Here is a 16,753-nt window from a genome sequence, read left to right as displayed (position 1 = left end):
TATTTATCAAACGCTTGACAATCAATTCATCATTTCGTTATCAAATAGGGCCATATTATAGCAAAGAAACCTACCTATCACTAGCAGCAAGACTGATATCTTGTTACTTGCTTGTTTTGTCTTTCTTTTTTGCTGCTTTACGTCGTTCACGGAAAAATGTCTTAAGCATCTGGCTGCTATGCTCACGGCATAAGCCATTATGTACTTGGATAGCATGATTATAAAAGGGCTGCATCGGTAAATTTATTTGACTACCAACCATACCCGCTCGTGGCTCGCTTGCCGCATAAACCAATCTATCCACCCGTGCATGAATGAGCGCTCCGATACACATCGTACAAGGCTCTAAGGTAACGTATAACGTTGTTTGTAATGGTAATCGATAGTTTTTTAACCGCGCACAAGCCTCTCTTAACGCAACAATCTCGGCATGAGCGGTCGCATCGTGACGCCCAATGGGCTCATTGAATCCTTGACCAATAATCTGCTGATTATGTACCAGTAGCGCCCCTACTGGCACCTCTCCACGCTCAGCCCCTTGTTTGGCAAGTTTTAGGGCTGCTTGCATCCAACTAATATCTTGAAGTGACCAAAATTTTCTGGCTTGAACATCCTCAATAATTAACTGACTATTCGCGGCCACATATGGCTTTACGCTTATATTTTTTATATCTTTCATTTACTGTGACAACTATTGCGGTAATTGCCAATCGATAGGCGTTTGCCCATACTGTACCAGATAATCATTGGTCTTAGAAAACGGCTTGGAGCCAAAGAATCCGCCACGATTGGCAGCAAGTGGTGATGGATGTACAGCGGTCAGAATAAGATGCTTATCAGTATTGATATATTTGCCTTTTTTCTGTGCTTTACTGCCCCACAATATAAATACGGTATGCTCTGTTTGTTCATTTATCACATCAATCACCGCATCGGTAAACTGCTCCCAGCCTTTATTTTGATGACTATTTGGCTCACTTTCTCGCACGGTCAGGGAGCTATTTAATAGCAAAACCCCTTGCTGCGCCCAGTAAGTCAGGTCACCATGTTTTGAGGGCGCGATACCAATATCACTCGCCATCTCTTTTAGCAAATTATTGAGTGACGGTGGCTTTGGAATAGCTTTAGGCACTGAAAAAGATAAACCCATTGCTTGCCCTGGTCCATGATAAGGATCTTGACCTAGTATCACGACTTTAACCTGTGATAAAGGGGTTAGGTTTAATGCGTTAAATATTAAGGGTGCAGGCGGATAGATACTGTCTTCTGACTGGTAGGCTTCTTTTAAGAACGCTCGCAGATCGTCCATATTGTTAGAGGTTAACTCATCTGCTAACGCCGTTTTCCAATCTTCTGGCAAGCGCACATTGTCTAAAATCGCCTGCTTTTGTGCTGGTGTTTTTGGCGTTTGTTCATCGAACAATTCCATAGTATGTCCTGTTATATTTGTTATCAATTAGATAAATATCGGGTAATGATACATGAACCAACCTCACACATGAAAGCTAGTGATTTCATACTTTAGTTTTGTTATGAATTATAGCAATAAAAAAACGGCTACCACAGTAACATGGTAACCGTTATGATTATATTAGTAGCAAAAACTTAGCTGGCAAGTGACTCAGAGTCTGGATGCGGCGCATGAGTCTCAACGACTGTCAAGATAATACGACTATCCGCTGACCCTTTATCTGTAGACTTATAATCCGTCTTGCTACTGTACTTATCAAGCTTAACAGAATCATCATCTTGCTCATCATCAGCTTTAGGCTCTAAGGTAAGATGTACTACCCCGCCATTGACCAAATCACCAAACAAAATCATACTTGCCAATGGCTTTTTGATCTCATCTTGAATCAGACGCTGCATTGGACGTGCACCCATTAGGCGATCATAGCCTTTGTTGGCCAAGTAATCGCGTACTTCGTCATCAATCTCTAAGGTGACTTGTTTATCATCAAGCTGGACTTGTAGCTCAACCAAGAACTTATCAACCACAGACACCACCACTGAGGTATCTAGTGGGTTAAATTGAATGATGGCATCTAGACGGTTACGGAACTCTGGCGTAAAGACACGTTTTAGCGATTCCGTATTATCACGACTATGGTCTTGCTGAGTAAAGCCCATCGAAGAGCGGCTAATACTATCAGCACCGACGTTGGTCGTCATAATAACAATGACTTGCTTAAAGATAGCCACACGACCATTGTTATCAGTCAACGTACCATGATCCATGACTTGCAGTAACAAGTTGAAGACATCAGGATGCGCTTTTTCAATTTCATCAAGTAATAAGACACAATGTGGATGTTGGTTGATTTTTTCAGTCAGCAAACCACCTTGATCATAACCGACATAGCCAGGAGGCGCACCAATCAAACGCGATGCGGTATGGGCTTCCATATATTCTGACATATCAAAACGAACCAGTTCTACGCCTAACAAATTTGCCAATTGACGTGAAACTTCAGTTTTACCCACCCCGGTAGGGCCAGCAAACATGAAGGAACCAATTGGCTTATCTGGTGCTTTGAGACCGGCACGCGATAGCTTAATTGCATCGGCTAATGTTTCAATTGCCTCATCTTGACCAAACACTAAGTGCTTAAGATCACGATCTAAGTGCTGAAGAATACTCTTATCATCACTCGATACTGACTTGGGGGGAATACGTGCAAGCTTAGCAACAATCGCTTCAATATCTGCCACATCGATTTTCATCGGTGGTTTTTTCTTAGCTTTGACACTTTTTGCATCACTGAACGATTGGGCACGGTCATTGGCTTTTGCAGTTTCTGCTTCATCCTGCATTTCGCTATCACTATACGTGTCACCATCGAGACCCTCGGTATCAGCATCGATCTGTGCATCAAAATCTTGCTCTATATCTGCAATGAAGCTTTCTTCTGCATCGATATCGTCAGCATCAGGAATCACACCTAAACGCTTATAGGCGCCTGCTTCGTCAATCACATCAATCGCTTTATCTGGTAAAAAACGCTCGTGAATATGCTTAGCAGATAATTGAACGGCGGTGACCAATGCTTCATCGGTATATTCGACGTTATGAAATTCTTCATAACGTGGTTTAAGACCGCGTAAAATATCAATCGTATCGTCAACACTTGGCTCTTTAACGTCAATTTTCTGGAAACGACGTGACAAGGCATGATCTTTTTCAAACACTTGACGATATTCGGTAAAGGTGGTTGAGCCGATACAGCGCAGTTCACCATTAGCAAGTGCTGGCTTAATCAAATTTGATACATCCATATTGCTGCTCATTGACGACCCTGCGCCAATAATCATATGAATCTCATCAATAAACAAGATCGCATTGGGCTTTTTCTTTAGCGCATCGAGCAGCGACTTCATGCGTTTTTCGAAATCACCGCGATATTTAGTACCGGCGATTAATGAGCCAATATCAAGGCTATAAATCACACAGCCATTTAACGGCTTTGGTGCTTTATCATTGATAATCAACCACGCCAAGCCTTCAGCAATCGAGGTTTTACCGACGCCTGGCTCACCAACCAATAACGGATTATTTTTACGGCGACGGCATAACACTTGAGCGGCTCGCTCAATTTCGGGGCCACGTCCAATTAATGGGTCAGTCTTACCTTCAGCAGCACGCTGGTTTAGGTTAGTCGCAAACTCAACCAAAGGATCTTTACTGGTTTTTTCTGAAGCACTGCGGCGCTCGCCAGTCATAGAAGCACGTGGCTCTGATGGCTCGTCTTTATCTTGACCATGCGATAAGTACTGGGTCAGCTCCAGACGGCTAATACCTTGCTTTTTGAGCAAATAAACCGCATAAGTATCGTGCTCTGAGAACATCGACACTAAGATATCTGAGCCTTCGACCAAACGACCACCGCCAATAGACTGCACATGGAAAATAGCGCGCTGCAGAATACGATCGAAGCTTTGGGTTGGCTGTGGTGACTGCTCCGTATCTGCGTCTACCGTTGGCGTATGCTTATTGATATAAGCTTCCAACTCGGTACGCAGCGTTGAAACATTGGCATTACAGGCAGTTAACGTATTGGCAGCGTGAGTATTCTCTAATAACGCCAATAACAGATGCTCAACAGTGAGGTACTCATGCGATTTTTGGCGCGCAAGTGTCATTGCTAAACGCAAAGAAACTTCAAGATGACGACTTAACATAACGACTTCCTACGGTTATACCTATCTTTATAATTGATAGCTTTATGAATGAGTTAGTAAGTAAATCAGGGCGACAGATGGATTGTTCAAGGGCTAAATCTGTATTATCAAAAGACAGCGCTAAATGATATTGACCATGTATTACTCAAGTAGCAGTGCTATCTACTTATCACCAATTAAGAGTTTTTATCACTCATACTTGCTTTTCTTTATCTCAACACGATACTTAAGAAGAGTCAATCTATTAACACAGACTAAAATGTATCAAGGCATACTGTGCATCGCTATTTATACTAATGAAATAGTATGCAAGCTTGGAAAGCTGAGCAAATAAAAGAGAAATTGGTAGTAGAATAATAAGTGAGAGAATGAAAAAGACACATGACTTTATTTTAAGCCGTTAACTGGCTAAATCATAGAAAATTCAAACATATAGAACGACTAGAAAATGATACGAATGCAGCAGCCATCTCTATAAATTTTAGACTGCTATTTGATGCGCCTATCTAATATATAAGGATATATTAAATAGAAATCAAGGTTGTTGTAGGAATAACAATGAATGATAGGGCATTTTATAGTAAGGAATGTAAGGATGACTGTTTGGATACAGAGTGCCTATCAAGCTCACGATGCGCGATTTTTAGAGCTTACGAGCACTTCTAAACGATAAGACTATTGGAAATAATAAGATAGAAATATGAAAAGAAGATAAAAACTCTAAATTAACGTTTAAATTATCTCCTTATTCGCCTTGATGTGGCTCAATCTGGGTCAATAATGGATATCCTTCACGGTGTGCCAGACTGTTTACCTTTTTGGCTTTAGTCTCAGCGATATCTTTAGGATAAATACCAGCAATGCCTTTGCTGCTGTTATGAATCGTTAGCATAACTTCGACTGCCGAATCCATACTATGACGGAATTCCGACTGCAAAATGTAAACGACGAACTCCATCGGCGTATAATTATCATTATACATAACGACTGCATACATAGGCGGCTTAGCCACTTCTGGCTCTGCTACCAGTACATCTGCTTGTGGTGAGGTTTCGCCGTCCGTATCGCCATCTTGCGCACGGTGAGCAGGTATAGTTGGAAAGTGCCAATCAGCAACAGTTGGCAACGCTTGCAATATAGTTTGTTTTATCATAATTAGAATACAAATTAATGGTTATATTTATAACAGAATAAAGAGTGCTAACAAAGGTTAGTAAACGCAATGCTTATTATAGCGCTCTTAAATATGAATAGACTAAGGCTCAATCGGGCTTTCGTCGACTTCGGGTAAATCTAAAAGTGATAGCGGCATATTATCAACTCGGTCGCCAAGCTTCCAATCATAGAGCTGCTCCACTTGTTGTCCGTCAGCTTGTAAGCTGAGTTTAACTTGTAACGGTCTAAACCCTGATGGCATCATGAAACGACCACGAATACGAACGATACCTTCAATAGTATAAACTGGAGGATCTAGAGGCACCTCTACAAAATCATCGTCATTGAGCAACGTCAACGTTGGCTTTAAGCGTTTGGCTTTGCCATCACTAGCAAGCATACCTATATCGAAACCATATTCAAAGGCATTTTCAGGTAATGGCTCAATCTTTGCTGCTATTACTTGTAGAGGCATGCCGCCTTTGTCACGAAGGACATCAGCATATAACTCATTTAGCTGAGAGACTTGTCTATTCTCAACAGTTAATTCTTGCTGGTTTTCACGCAACTCTTTAATGTTAGCCAAGCTAATTGCCAGCTCCTGCTTAGCAGTAGCAGCTTGATTGGTCGCTATTTTATGACTAAGACGTAAATCTTCAAGCGCTTCAGTCGCCTCAGTGCTATTGATCATCGCTTGCTTGCTTTCAGTTTGCATAGAATGAAAGCCACGCTGATATCCTAATTTATGACCAAATATCAACCCAACAATGGCGGTCACCAATATGACAACGACAAATAAAGCCAACACCAGTGTAGATGTCCCTCGTTGGGTACTACCTACCGCTACCGTAGTTACTGAGCTAGCATTGGTTTTAAGAGAATGCGGTCTACACTCTAAATGATAGAAATCAGAGTCTTTGCACGATGAAAGTGCGGGCTGTGAGAAAAAGCGTCGTACAAGCTTGACACGCATTTAGACAATATCTCTTAACAGTAAGGGCAAGTTATTATAGCGGAATTTATAATCAATACCTAGCACCATAAATGTGAATGATTTAACCATAGCTAAACATCTGCTACGGGACAATAGGTGCAAAGTTTAGACCCATTGTTTCATCGAATCCGAACATGACATTCATGTTTTGTACAGCTTGTCCTGCGGCGCCTTTTACCAAATTGTCTTGTACAACAATCACTGTCAACTCCGCACGCTCATTGTCTTGATGCACAGCAATGCGTAAACGGTTGCTGGCGCGGACACTACGGGTATCTGGATAAATGCCTTTTGGCATGACATCAATAAACGCTTCTGATTCATAACATGTTTCAAATATCTGCTGCCAATCAATAGCAGCACCCGCATCCGTCAGCTCAAGATGAATAGAGCTCAGCATGCCACGTATCATCGGCACAAGATGCGGTAAAAAACGAATGCGATGGGTAAACTGACTATCTAATAACTGCGCCACGCCCTGCTCTATCTCAGGTAGATGTCGATGACCTTCAACGCTATAAGCTTTAAAGTTATCAGTAGTTTCAGCATAATTAAGCGCAAGTTTGGCTTGGCGACCAGCGCCAGAAACACCAGACTTTGCATCAATAACGATACGTGATTCTACCAGTCTCTCTGCTTGCTTATTTTGCATGTCGATTATTGGTTTCAAACCCAAAATAGCCGTGGTCGGGTAACAGCCAGGATTACCGACGACTAAAGCATTGGCAAGCTTATCGCGATTGACTTCAGGTAAGCCATAAACAGCTGTCTTTAGCAGCTCAGGACAAGCATGCGACTGCTGATACCAGTGCTCAAAATCGGACAGTGACTGCAAACGAAAATCTGCGGCCAAATCAATGACTTTCACACCAGCTTGCGTCAGCGCTTCTGCTTGCTTCATCGCTACGCCATGTGGGGTCGCAAAAAAGACCACATCACACTTTTGCAGCGTTGCAAGCGTATCATCACCCAAGTCGCTAAAGACAATATCTGATATACCGCGTAAGCTTGGAAATATCTCATCAGCTCGTGTACCAGCTTCGCTACGCGAGGTTAGCAAATCAATAGATACTTCAGGATGCGCAGATAACAAGCGAATCAGCTCAATACCCGTATAACCTGTACCACCAACAATCGCTGCTGAAATCATAAGATATCCCTTTTTCTTTTACTTGGTAAATATCAGTATTTGTTAAACAAATCCTAGATAGAAAGCACGCCTATAGGCTTAAACCTTGTCATTTTTAGACTCTAGCGCTTTTAGATTTTATAATCGTGCACCGCATCGATAAATACTTTGGCATTGTCAGGATTGACCCACTGCGTAATACCATGACCTAAGTTTGCTATATAACCCGTTTTTTCGCCGCTTGCATAAGCACTATCAAGCATTGCATTTACTTCAGCACGAATCGTCGCAGGTGAACCATACAATGTTGCTGGATCCAAGTTGCCTTGAATGGCTTTACTACTCTGTAGTTTTTTATGCTGTTTGGTCAATTGACGCTGACTTTCAGCCAATACTTGGCGTGCACGATCAATGGGCATCGTCCAATCTAACCCTAAAACATCTGCTTGACTATCTGCTTGCACATCCAACCATAACCCACCGCCTTTGGTAAATAATACCACTGGTATTTGCGGATGGCGTACTTTTAATTCAGCGACGATACGCTTATTATAAGCATGAGAAAAATCGATAAACTGACGATGGCCAAGCGCCCCACCCCAACTATCAAAGATCTGTAAAATTTGAGCGCCAGCGACTACCTGTGCATCTAGATAATCAATAACAGACGTGGCTAATTTATCTAATAATTGATGCAAAAACTCAGGATTGCTATACAAAAATCCTTTAGTGTAACGATAGTCTTTTGAGCTGCCGCCTTCGATCATGTAGGTAGCCAATGTCCATGGACTACCAGAGAAACCAAATAAAGGCACTTGACCATTCAATGCTTTTCGGATGCTCGTCACTGCACGCATGACATAATCAAGAGAGTCATTGGGTTCCAGTACTGGCAATCTATCTAAATCTGCTTGTGTGCGAATAGGATGTTTAAACTTAGGACCTTCACCCGCCTCAAAGTATAAGCCTAGACCCATAGCGTCAGGTATGGTCAAAATATCGCTAAATAAGATAGCAGCATCTAAATCATAACGGCGTAGTGGCTGTAAAGTGACTTCAGTAGCGCGGTCCGTATCTTTGCACAGACTCATAAAGTCGCCCGCTTCTGCACGAGTGGCCTTATATTCTGGTAAATAACGACCAGCTTGACGCATCATCCAGACTGGCGTGGTGTCTATTGATTCAAAGCGTAATGCCCGTAACAATCTGTCGTTCTTTAAAGGCGCAAATTCTTGCTGGATCGAGTTACTATTGTCTGAAGCACTCATGTACAAATCTCCAAAACAACACCGCATTCATGATCATCAATGAATACGGTGCTGGATAAAATAAGTTGAATAAAAGAATATTAAAACGTTTAGATAGCGACAATCTATTCTAAAAAACCACAAATAATGAGATATTAGTTAATAACAATTTATTGGTTAATATCTCTCGTGTTAACAATCATAAAAACAGTAATCATTAAAAGTATTTGTGTTTTTTAGAGCGTCATTTGCCGTTAGTCTTTAATCAATAATATCGTGCTCATATTTGAAATTAGATGAATACCATGAATGGTCTACATGGTCAGCGCTAAATTATCACGGTGTACCATGACCACACGCTCTTCATTATTACCAAGAATTCTATCAAACTGCTCAGTACGCTCACGAGCCACTCGGCAAGCATCCCGAGATGAGAAGTTCACTTGTCCAACCGCTAAACGCTCGCCCGTATCTTGGTGAACCACCTCAACCACATCACCTTCATCGAAATCACCGCGTACTTCCACAACGCCGACCGGTAGCAAGCTCTTGTGATGCTCGACTACTGCTTTTGCTGCGCCTGCATCGACTATTAGAGAGCCTGACATACGTAAATGTGCGGCAAGCCATTGTTTACGTGCAATGATTTTGTCTTGATCATTGGTGGTCAACAAAGTACCGACCGCTTCGCCTGATACCACACGAGTGATAACATCATCGATAGCACCGCTCACGATAACGGTTGGACAGCCACCCATTGCAGCGAGACGACCAGCACGAATTTTGGTCAGCATACCGCCGCGACCAAGCTTGCCACCATCTCCTGCAATATCAAATAAGTAATCCGCCATCGCACGCTCTTGGCGAATCATTTTTGCATTAGGGTTGTCACGTGGGTTGTCCGTAAACACCCCATCTTGATCGGTTAAAATGATATATAAATCGGCATTGACCATCGCCGCTGCCATCGCGCCCAAAGTATCGTTATCACCAAATTTAATTTCATCAATGGTAATAGTGTCGTTTTCATTGATGACTGGGAGCACGCGCCACTCTAGTAATTGTGTCAACGCGCCCGTCGTATTGAGATAACGGCTACGATTAGACAAATCATCATGCGTCAGTAGCAGCTGCGAGCTTTGAATACCATGTTGGATTAATGCTGACCACCACGTTTCAATCAAACCCATTTGACCAATAGAAGCACAGGCCTGTAGTGCTGCTAATTTCTTCGGGCGCTCCTCAAGGTTCATTCGTACCACACCTTCAGCAACGGCACCTGACGATACTAGCAGTACTTCGACGCCTTGCTTGTGCAATTTAGCGATCTGCTTTGCCCACTCATATATGGCAGTTCGATCCAGCCCTCGACCGTTATTGGTTAACAACGATGAGCCAATCTTGACAATAACGCGCTGAATATCAAAGTTGCGAGTTTGTTTAATAAACCTTGCTTCTTCGGTCGTGTTTTCTATGTCACCTGCCATATAAACTCCTGTCTCTTATGTGAATTAGTTACGGGGATTGATCTAAAAAATTCAAGTATATCAGCTCAAGCCTGTTAGCTTAAGGAACATAAATGACCTCAACACCATCTTCGTCGTCATCGTCAAAATCAGCATCGTCGTCGCTTAAGTCTAAACCTTCTCGTGCCGCTTTGCGAGCCGCACGATATGCTTCACGCTGAGCTTCAGTGTTTAGACGTACTTCTACTTCTAAGCGCTCAAAACGTGTTCTTTGTGCTTCAGCGAAGATAGGATCTTCTAGTTCACGCTCACGCTCTAGTTCAATCTCATTCATTAAATGATATTTAACTGCATCAGTCCCTTCACCCATTAAGGTTGACGTGCGAAATACATCGCCTGTCCAATCAAGCTCGGCGACAATATGAGTACAAAGCTCATCTAGCTCTTCGTCAGGCACCTGATCAATTTTGTTTAATATCAAAATCTGGGGCAAGTTGGATAACTCAGGCGAAAAACGCTCAAGTTCATTCAAGATAACACGAGCGTTGGCTACCGGATCGCTGCCATCAATTGGCTTTACATCAACCACATGTAACAGTCGACGAGTACGAGCCACATGTTTTAAGAAACGAATGCCAAGTCCAGCACCTTCTGAAGCACCTTCGATCAAACCTGGAATATCTGCCATCACAAATGAGCGATGACGACCGATATCAACCACACCTAGATTCGGAACGAGGGTGGTAAACGGATAGTCAGCAACTTTTGGTCTAGCAGCAGAGACTTGACGGATAAAGGTCGACTTGCCTGCATTAGGCAAACCAATCAAGCCAACATCAGCCACAACCTTTAGCTCAAATTTAAGAACTTTTAACTCACCTTCAAAACCAGACGTCGATTTACGCGGTGCTTGGTTGGTAGAGCTCTTAAAATGGGTATTGCCCAAACCACCATCACCACCTTTGGCAATCAGTAACGTCTGACCAAGTTCAATCAAGTCACCCAAAACTTCGTCAGTTTCAGTATCGACCACAGTCGTACCAATAGGCACTGGTAAAAAAAGATCATCAGAGCCTTTGCCTGAACAGTTTCTACTATGACCATTCTCAGCGCGCATGGCGTCGTGACGACGTGTATAACGATAGTCCACTAGGGTGTTGGTGTTATCCTCTGCAATGACATAAATATCTCCGCCCTTGCCACCATCGCCACCATCAGGTCCACCACGTGGGACATACTTTTCTCGGCGAAAACTGGCGATTCCGTTACCACCGTCACCTGCTTTTACCGTTACGACGGCTTCATCAATAAATCGCATCTTACGTTCCTTAATTTACAATCCAGTTTATAAACTGGTTACAACCAACGGCTGTATTTTAGGTTTTTACTATGTTTTGCCAACACAAGGATTGCGGAGAACGTACTTGTCGCTGCAATCCTTGTGACGATAACACCCGATAACCAATCAGACTATCGGGTGTTTGAATACGGCATTTAATCTTATGACCAACGATCGAGCAGTTACTTCAAATAAACTCTGCCTTGATATACTCTTGACAAAATTATTTTGTGGGCATGTCACTGCAATAGCGTTGGCGTTTTATGCTGGAATTTTAGTGTAACTAATGCCTGCCATTTGCGTCGCCAAACGTAATACTTGGGTACTGTAGCCTACTTCATTGTCATACCAAATATAAACGATAGCATGGTTATCAGTCAAAATAGTGGCTTGTGCATCGACGATACCGACATGCGTATCACCAACAAAGTCAGTCGATACTGCTTCAGTCGAATCCGTGTAAGCAATCTGTGTTTGCCACTGACTGCTATTAGATACTTTACGCATAAACTCGTTCAAGGCATCAGCATTTTCTGGTGCTGTTTTAAGATTCAAGTTTAAAATCGCTAAGCTGACGTTTGGCGTTGGTACACGGATGGCATTACCCGTTAGTTTACCACTAAGCTCTGGTAATGCTTTGCCAACCGCTTTAGCAGCACCCGTACTGGTAATAACCATATTCAATACCGCACTACGACCACGGCGATCCGCTTTATGATAGTTATCAATGAGGTTCTGATCGTTAGTGAATGAGTGAATCGTTTCAACGTGACCGTTTTCGATACCGTATTCATCGTTCAATACTTTTAACGTTGGCGTAATTGCATTGGTGGTACAACTCGCCGCACTGACGATTGTATCTTCACCGACTGTATCGTTATTTACACCATAAACAACGTTTTTAATCTCACCGCCAGCTGGGGCTGTTAATAGTACTTTTTTCACGCCAGTCGATTGCAAATGCTTGCCAAGGCCCGCTTCGTCTTTCCAGATACCCGTATTGTCAATCACTAATGCATCATTAATACCGTAGGCAGTATAGTCAATCTCGCTTGGATCTTTGGCATAGATAACCTGAACAAAGCGCCCATTAATAATCAAGCCATTGTTTTCATCATCAACCACGACGCCACCAGCAAAGCTACCATGAATCGAATCACGCTCTAGCAATGATGCGCGTTTGGCCAAATCGCCCGCTGCCGCAGGACGTACGACGATGGCTTTTAACTGCAAGCCTTTCGCACTTGATGCTTGTGATAGTAGCAGGCGTGTTAAAATACGGCCAATACGACCAAAACCGTATAGCACAACATCAGTCGCTGGATTAACCGTACTATCATCAATATTAACCGCTTGAAGTGCTGCTTGTAAATCACTGTCATTGGCGATTAATTGGCCAACATCAACCTGTGCTGACTGAAGCTTATCGTTAGCCGCTAGCGCTTTAACCATAGCTAAAGTGTCAGCGATATCAATAGATTTGGCGTCTTGGTTACGCAGTGCTACTTTTTGATGCAATGCCAATATTTGACCAACTGACGTCGTATTTAACGTGTCACCGAACAAGGTCACTTGTACGTCTTGCTCATTATAGAGCTTATTCAATAACCCCATCAACTCAATCGCTTGTTGCTCTTGATTATTATAGTTGCTTAAGTGGTCTTGATGTAATTGGCGTAAGGTATCAGCGTTGCTCACGAGAAACATCCTTATGGTCAGTAATGTGTGATCAGTAAATTATAGAGAATACAGATTAGATAGGTTATGTGTGGTCTAAGCAATCACTCTAGTATGGCAACCGCACGATATCGGTGTCAGTTATTGAGGTAGAGTATTGAGATCGCCTAGATTTTAGCCTAAAACGGCCTATTTTGCCAGTGATAACCGATCTGCTAACGCTTATAAAGCGTTTTATTGAGTTATACAGGTTATTATGAAAATAAAGGCAGCCAATTATGCTGCCTTGTTGTTCATTGTTGCAAATATCAAATAGTGGATGATAAAGCGACACTACCATTTAACCCCATATCTAGTAAATGATGCTAGTTATGGAATGAGGCTAACTGTTTGATTGGTCTGCGGGGTTAACTTAAATTCTGTTAAGTCATAGCCTTGCTGTTGAGCGATTTGACGATATTTGGCATAGGTTTCTTGAGTAACGTTTGGAGAACGCGCTAATAACCATAAATATTTTTTATCAGGCGTCCCTACTAAAGCGGTCTTGTAATCAGCATCACGTGCTAGTACCCAATAGTCGGCACGACCAACTGGCAACCAACGAATCCATGATGGTAAAAATGTGACCTTTAGCTTACTGCCTGACTCATCAACAGGCTTAGCGATACCTTCAGAAGTAATACCAGAACCATCTTGCTGTACGCATTTATTAGTGACTACGATACCTGAGCCGTCGGTTTTTTCAGTATAATTGGCGGTGACATCACTGGCACAATTGCGCTGAAAATACATGGGCAAACGGCCTATCTCATACCATGTTCCTGCATACTTTTTTAAATCAACGCTATCCACTGTGGTCGGTGTACTTGCAGACTTATGAATAATGGCATTTGGCTTAATTGACAACGTCTCTGTGGTGGTTCTATCCGTAGTTGCGTTAGCAGTCATGTCAGCTGTAGCATTGACCGGTGGCGTCGCAGCATACACTGAAAATGCAGCTAGTGGTATAATAATGGCTAAGGCTATACCCGTATGCTTGATAAGTCCATTCATAAATATACGCTCCGGTATTTCTTTATATGATGAGTAAGTGGATGTTGATGAATCAGTATTTTGCTTTGAACCATTCATCTTGTCCCCTAAAAAATCTGACATTAGCGGTTCTTTTTCGCTCAACTCTTGTGACCATTTATAATCATTGGTACGATAATTTCTAACGATATTACTGCTTTCAGTATCGCTATTTTTTGAATCGCCGTCTTCTTTATTGTTGCTGTTAATCATAGCAGACTCTTTTGCCTGTACAAGGCTCTTATCGGTGCTTTTATATCCAAAATAGCGGTCTTGCGAAGACGTTTTTTTTGCCAAATGGTTCGAATATTGGTCATTTAAATCGTCATGGTTGTAGCTAGCATCGTTGCTGGCGTTACCCGTCTGCCGCGTACTGTCATCATTTAGATAATAATGACTCGGCTGAGTAGTCTGCTTAGATTGAGAACCAGCTTCCTTTGCATCAGACCATGCTGACTGAGGTAACTTATTGGTTTTCATAGAGGTACCATTATTAATAGTGACTGTTAACAATTCTTTTTATATACCATCAATATGCTCTCATCTTCTGTGCGTCTTCAACTTCTAAAAGTGTCTTGAATGTCAAAGCTGGCGCTGCAAAAATCAACTATTATGAGAGGAATTAAGAGGTATGGTGATAAGCTATCCGCTTATAAGAATACAGAGTAAATACTCTTTGTTTAGGTGATATATATTAATGACAGCTCGACTATAAAAACAGTGTCGCAATGTAGGAAAAAGCAACGGTTTGTAAGTAACTATGCATTTATGCAGTAGAATAAATACCGAATAAACACATAGTTACTTACTGGATAAATATATTAAAAATCAGTTATTTGCCAAGACAGATACTAATAAATGGCAATTGTGGTTCAGGACAGGTTAGCATTCGTGCCAGCAATCCCCTTTTTAGTTTTTTACTATTGAAAGAATTGTCGAATACCAGCAACACTGATACCACCATACTCTAATGCTTGGTGAATCATCGTAGGTGATAAACCACCCAAACCGATAATCGGCATATCAGCCACTTGTGCCAATGCTGACCATGACTCCCAACCAAGTGGCACAGTATCAGGATGTGTTTGGGTCATCAGTACAGGAGACAAAAAAGCGCCAATGACGGGCGGTAATTGCTGCTGTAACCGAGCATGAGCCAGTTTATTGGCAGCCTCAATACTGGCGGCATCATGACAGCTGACTATTAATGAATAATTTTTAGATAGCACTCTACCTTGTGTATCATCCGACCATTGCAGCAATGCCGTATGAGACAGATGATTGGCAACGATTGGATTCGCTATGATTGTATCTTTAACTGCTAGTGGCGCTTCAGTGAGTAGAGACTGTGTGCGGGTATCATAAGAGACAATCACCTTAATATCTGGACGTACGTGCATCAACTGCGCTGCTAGACTTTCTAAACCAGTTTCCTTTATTCGAATATATACCCAAGCATTGGCTGTTAAGTTGTTTTGATGAAAAGTTAACCATTCGGCCATTGGATCAGGAGAGGCATCAAAATGCGTCAACGGATAGGTAACTGCTATCGTTGTTGGCACACTCAACCATTCAAGAATCGTCTTATTAGCAGCGGGTAAATGATACTTTCCTGCTAATAAATCTGCCTTATTTACCCACGTTAGCGCCTGACCTTCTAGCCCATATTGGCAATGCTTATGCTGCTCATACTGCTGCTCAGTCAGCTCAACTTTGTAAATCTGTAAACTGACATGCTTATCACCATAATCATGATGCAGACGTCCAAGCTTGACCATCGTATTACCACAAATCGCAATACCTGTCTCTTCAGCGACTTCCCGAATTAGTGCCTGCTCTGCATTTTCATTGGACTCTATTTTGCCACCTACAAACTCGTAGCGGTTGCCTTGATGTTGGGCAGCATTTCTAAATCCAAGTAAATATTGCGCTTGGTGATGAATGACCGCCACTGCCACGTTTACGGTAGGTACTTTTTCACTATGAAATGAGCTATCAACTTGGTTGTCCGATTCGCTTGGCATCGCCGTCTCCTTTGTTACTATGTTTTAAAGTGCTATTTGATTTTTTTATACCGTTAAAAATCTATTTAAATCAAACCTAAGATATTGATTTATAAAATAATTATCTGAACCGTCATTTTTTTAAGCCTCATTCACGACGATTACTTTAGATAAGTTTACACAATGACTGCATTTTATTTTATCAATTACCTTGCAAAATCATTCAATCTAAATGATAATTATTATCGTTAAATATAATTACTAGATTGCTACTCCTATTCAGCCATTTTTTATCAAAAGGAATTTACTATGAGCATGGTTATCTCTCGTTATTTGAATTGCCGTGAAAACCGTTTGCCTACTCTACAATCACAGCACTTATTTGCGCTCACCAAAGAAGTGCGTATCGAGCATGAGGGTGAAGAGTATCGACTACGTTTGACACGCAATAATCGCTTAATCCTGACTAAATAGATTAAGATCATTGATCATC

The 16,753-nt window shown here is 42.0% G+C and carries 13 protein-coding genes; 1 reads left to right on the top strand and 12 read right to left on the bottom strand.

Annotated features, from left to right (window positions below):
- Positions 1 to 103: 103 nt before the first annotated feature.
- The 12 genes from tadA to JMX93_RS09395 all read right to left on the bottom strand — a co-directional run bounded on the left by tadA (position 104) and on the right by JMX93_RS09395 (position 16,281).
- Positions 104 to 643 (bottom strand): tRNA adenosine(34) deaminase TadA, encoded by a 540-nt coding sequence (tadA, locus tag JMX93_RS09450; RefSeq protein WP_499204537.1) that lies wholly within the window; start codon positions 641 to 643, stop codon positions 104 to 106.
- 48 nt (positions 644 to 691) lie between these two features.
- On the bottom strand, positions 692 to 1,429 hold the full coding sequence (locus tag JMX93_RS09445; protein ID WP_198332821.1) for a uracil-DNA glycosylase: 738 nt from the start codon (positions 1,427 to 1,429) through the stop codon (positions 692 to 694).
- Between the two features lie 176 nt (positions 1,430 to 1,605).
- The gene (gene clpA, locus JMX93_RS09440) at positions 1,606 to 4,179 is read right to left on the bottom strand and encodes an ATP-dependent Clp protease ATP-binding subunit ClpA (protein WP_499204536.1); all 2,574 of its coding nucleotides are present in this window, start codon (positions 4,177 to 4,179) and stop codon (positions 1,606 to 1,608) included.
- Positions 4,180 to 4,924: 745 nt separating this feature from the next.
- Positions 4,925 to 5,332: an ATP-dependent Clp protease adaptor ClpS gene (locus JMX93_RS09435; protein ID WP_193012978.1), complete on the bottom strand. Its 408-nt coding sequence runs from the start codon at positions 5,330 to 5,332 to the stop codon at positions 4,925 to 4,927.
- 102 nt (positions 5,333 to 5,434) lie between these two features.
- Complete coding sequence (locus JMX93_RS09430; protein WP_499204535.1) at positions 5,435 to 6,307, bottom strand: hypothetical protein; 873 nt, start codon at positions 6,305 to 6,307, stop codon at positions 5,435 to 5,437.
- A gap of 103 nt (positions 6,308 to 6,410) precedes the next feature.
- Positions 6,411 to 7,478, bottom strand: coding sequence for an N-acetyl-gamma-glutamyl-phosphate reductase (argC, locus tag JMX93_RS09425; protein WP_443215038.1), 1,068 nt, complete (start codon positions 7,476 to 7,478; stop codon positions 6,411 to 6,413).
- Between the two features lie 110 nt (positions 7,479 to 7,588).
- Entirely contained in the window at positions 7,589 to 8,725 is a 1,137-nt protein-coding gene (gene hemE, locus JMX93_RS09420) for a uroporphyrinogen decarboxylase (RefSeq protein WP_193012981.1), read from the bottom strand.
- Positions 8,726 to 9,018: 293 nt separating this feature from the next.
- A complete protein-coding gene (gene proB / locus JMX93_RS09415) occupies positions 9,019 to 10,191 on the bottom strand; it encodes a glutamate 5-kinase (RefSeq protein WP_499204534.1) in 1,173 nt (390 codons plus the stop codon).
- A gap of 79 nt (positions 10,192 to 10,270) precedes the next feature.
- Positions 10,271 to 11,488: an Obg family GTPase CgtA gene (gene cgtA / locus JMX93_RS09410; RefSeq protein WP_443559463.1), complete on the bottom strand. Its 1,218-nt coding sequence runs from the start codon at positions 11,486 to 11,488 to the stop codon at positions 10,271 to 10,273.
- A gap of 282 nt (positions 11,489 to 11,770) precedes the next feature.
- Positions 11,771 to 13,216, bottom strand: coding sequence for a glyceraldehyde-3-phosphate dehydrogenase (locus JMX93_RS09405; protein WP_496190408.1), 1,446 nt, complete (start codon positions 13,214 to 13,216; stop codon positions 11,771 to 11,773).
- A 339-nt stretch (positions 13,217 to 13,555) separates the two neighbouring features.
- Positions 13,556 to 14,737: a lipocalin family protein gene (locus JMX93_RS09400; protein WP_499204533.1), complete on the bottom strand. Its 1,182-nt coding sequence runs from the start codon at positions 14,735 to 14,737 to the stop codon at positions 13,556 to 13,558.
- Between the two features lie 440 nt (positions 14,738 to 15,177).
- On the bottom strand, positions 15,178 to 16,281 hold the full coding sequence (locus JMX93_RS09395; RefSeq protein WP_499204532.1) for an NUDIX domain-containing protein: 1,104 nt from the start codon (positions 16,279 to 16,281) through the stop codon (positions 15,178 to 15,180).
- Between the two features lie 294 nt (positions 16,282 to 16,575).
- Here JMX93_RS09395 and hemP point away from each other — a divergent pair, with 294 nt between their 5' ends.
- Positions 16,576 to 16,734 carry a hemin uptake protein HemP gene (gene hemP, locus JMX93_RS09390; protein ID WP_227672156.1) on the top strand — a complete coding sequence of 53 codons (159 nt, stop codon included), beginning with the start codon at positions 16,576 to 16,578 and terminating at the stop codon, positions 16,732 to 16,734.
- Positions 16,735 to 16,753: the final 19 nt, after the last annotated feature.

The sequence above is a fragment of the Psychrobacter muriicola 2pS genome (assembly GCF_904846535.1).
Taxonomy (GTDB): domain Bacteria; phylum Pseudomonadota; class Gammaproteobacteria; order Pseudomonadales; family Moraxellaceae; genus Psychrobacter; species Psychrobacter aquimaris.
The sequence above is the reverse complement of the archived record's forward strand: the minus strand, read 5'-3'. Positions and strand labels throughout refer to the sequence as shown.

Coding starts and splice junctions, on each gene's coding strand:
- JMX93_RS09445 (WP_198332821.1), bottom strand. CDS start 1,429: ATGGAATTGTTCGATGAACAAACGCCAAAAACACCAGCACAAAAGCAG.
- clpA (WP_499204536.1), bottom strand. CDS start 4,179: ATGTTAAGTCGTCATCTTGAAGTTTCTTTGCGTTTAGCAATGACACTT.
- JMX93_RS09435 (WP_193012978.1), bottom strand. CDS start 5,332: ATGATAAAACAAACTATATTGCAAGCGTTGCCAACTGTTGCTGATTGG.
- JMX93_RS09430 (WP_499204535.1), bottom strand. CDS start 6,307: ATGCGTGTCAAGCTTGTACGACGCTTTTTCTCACAGCCCGCACTTTCA.
- argC (WP_443215038.1), bottom strand. CDS start 7,478: ATGATTTCAGCAGCGATTGTTGGTGGTACAGGTTATACGGGTATTGAG.
- hemE (WP_193012981.1), bottom strand. CDS start 8,725: ATGAGTGCTTCAGACAATAGTAACTCGATCCAGCAAGAATTTGCGCCT.
- proB (WP_499204534.1), bottom strand. CDS start 10,191: ATGGCAGGTGACATAGAAAACACGACCGAAGAAGCAAGGTTTATTAAA.
- cgtA (WP_443559463.1), bottom strand. CDS start 11,488: ATGCGATTTATTGATGAAGCCGTCGTAACGGTAAAAGCAGGTGACGGT.
- JMX93_RS09405 (WP_496190408.1), bottom strand. CDS start 13,216: ATGTTTCTCGTGAGCAACGCTGATACCTTACGCCAATTACATCAAGAC.
- JMX93_RS09400 (WP_499204533.1), bottom strand. CDS start 14,737: ATGAAAACCAATAAGTTACCTCAGTCAGCATGGTCTGATGCAAAGGAA.
- JMX93_RS09395 (WP_499204532.1), bottom strand. CDS start 16,281: ATGCCAAGCGAATCGGACAACCAAGTTGATAGCTCATTTCATAGTGAA.
- hemP (WP_227672156.1), top strand. CDS start 16,576: ATGGTTATCTCTCGTTATTTGAATTGCCGTGAAAACCGTTTGCCTACT.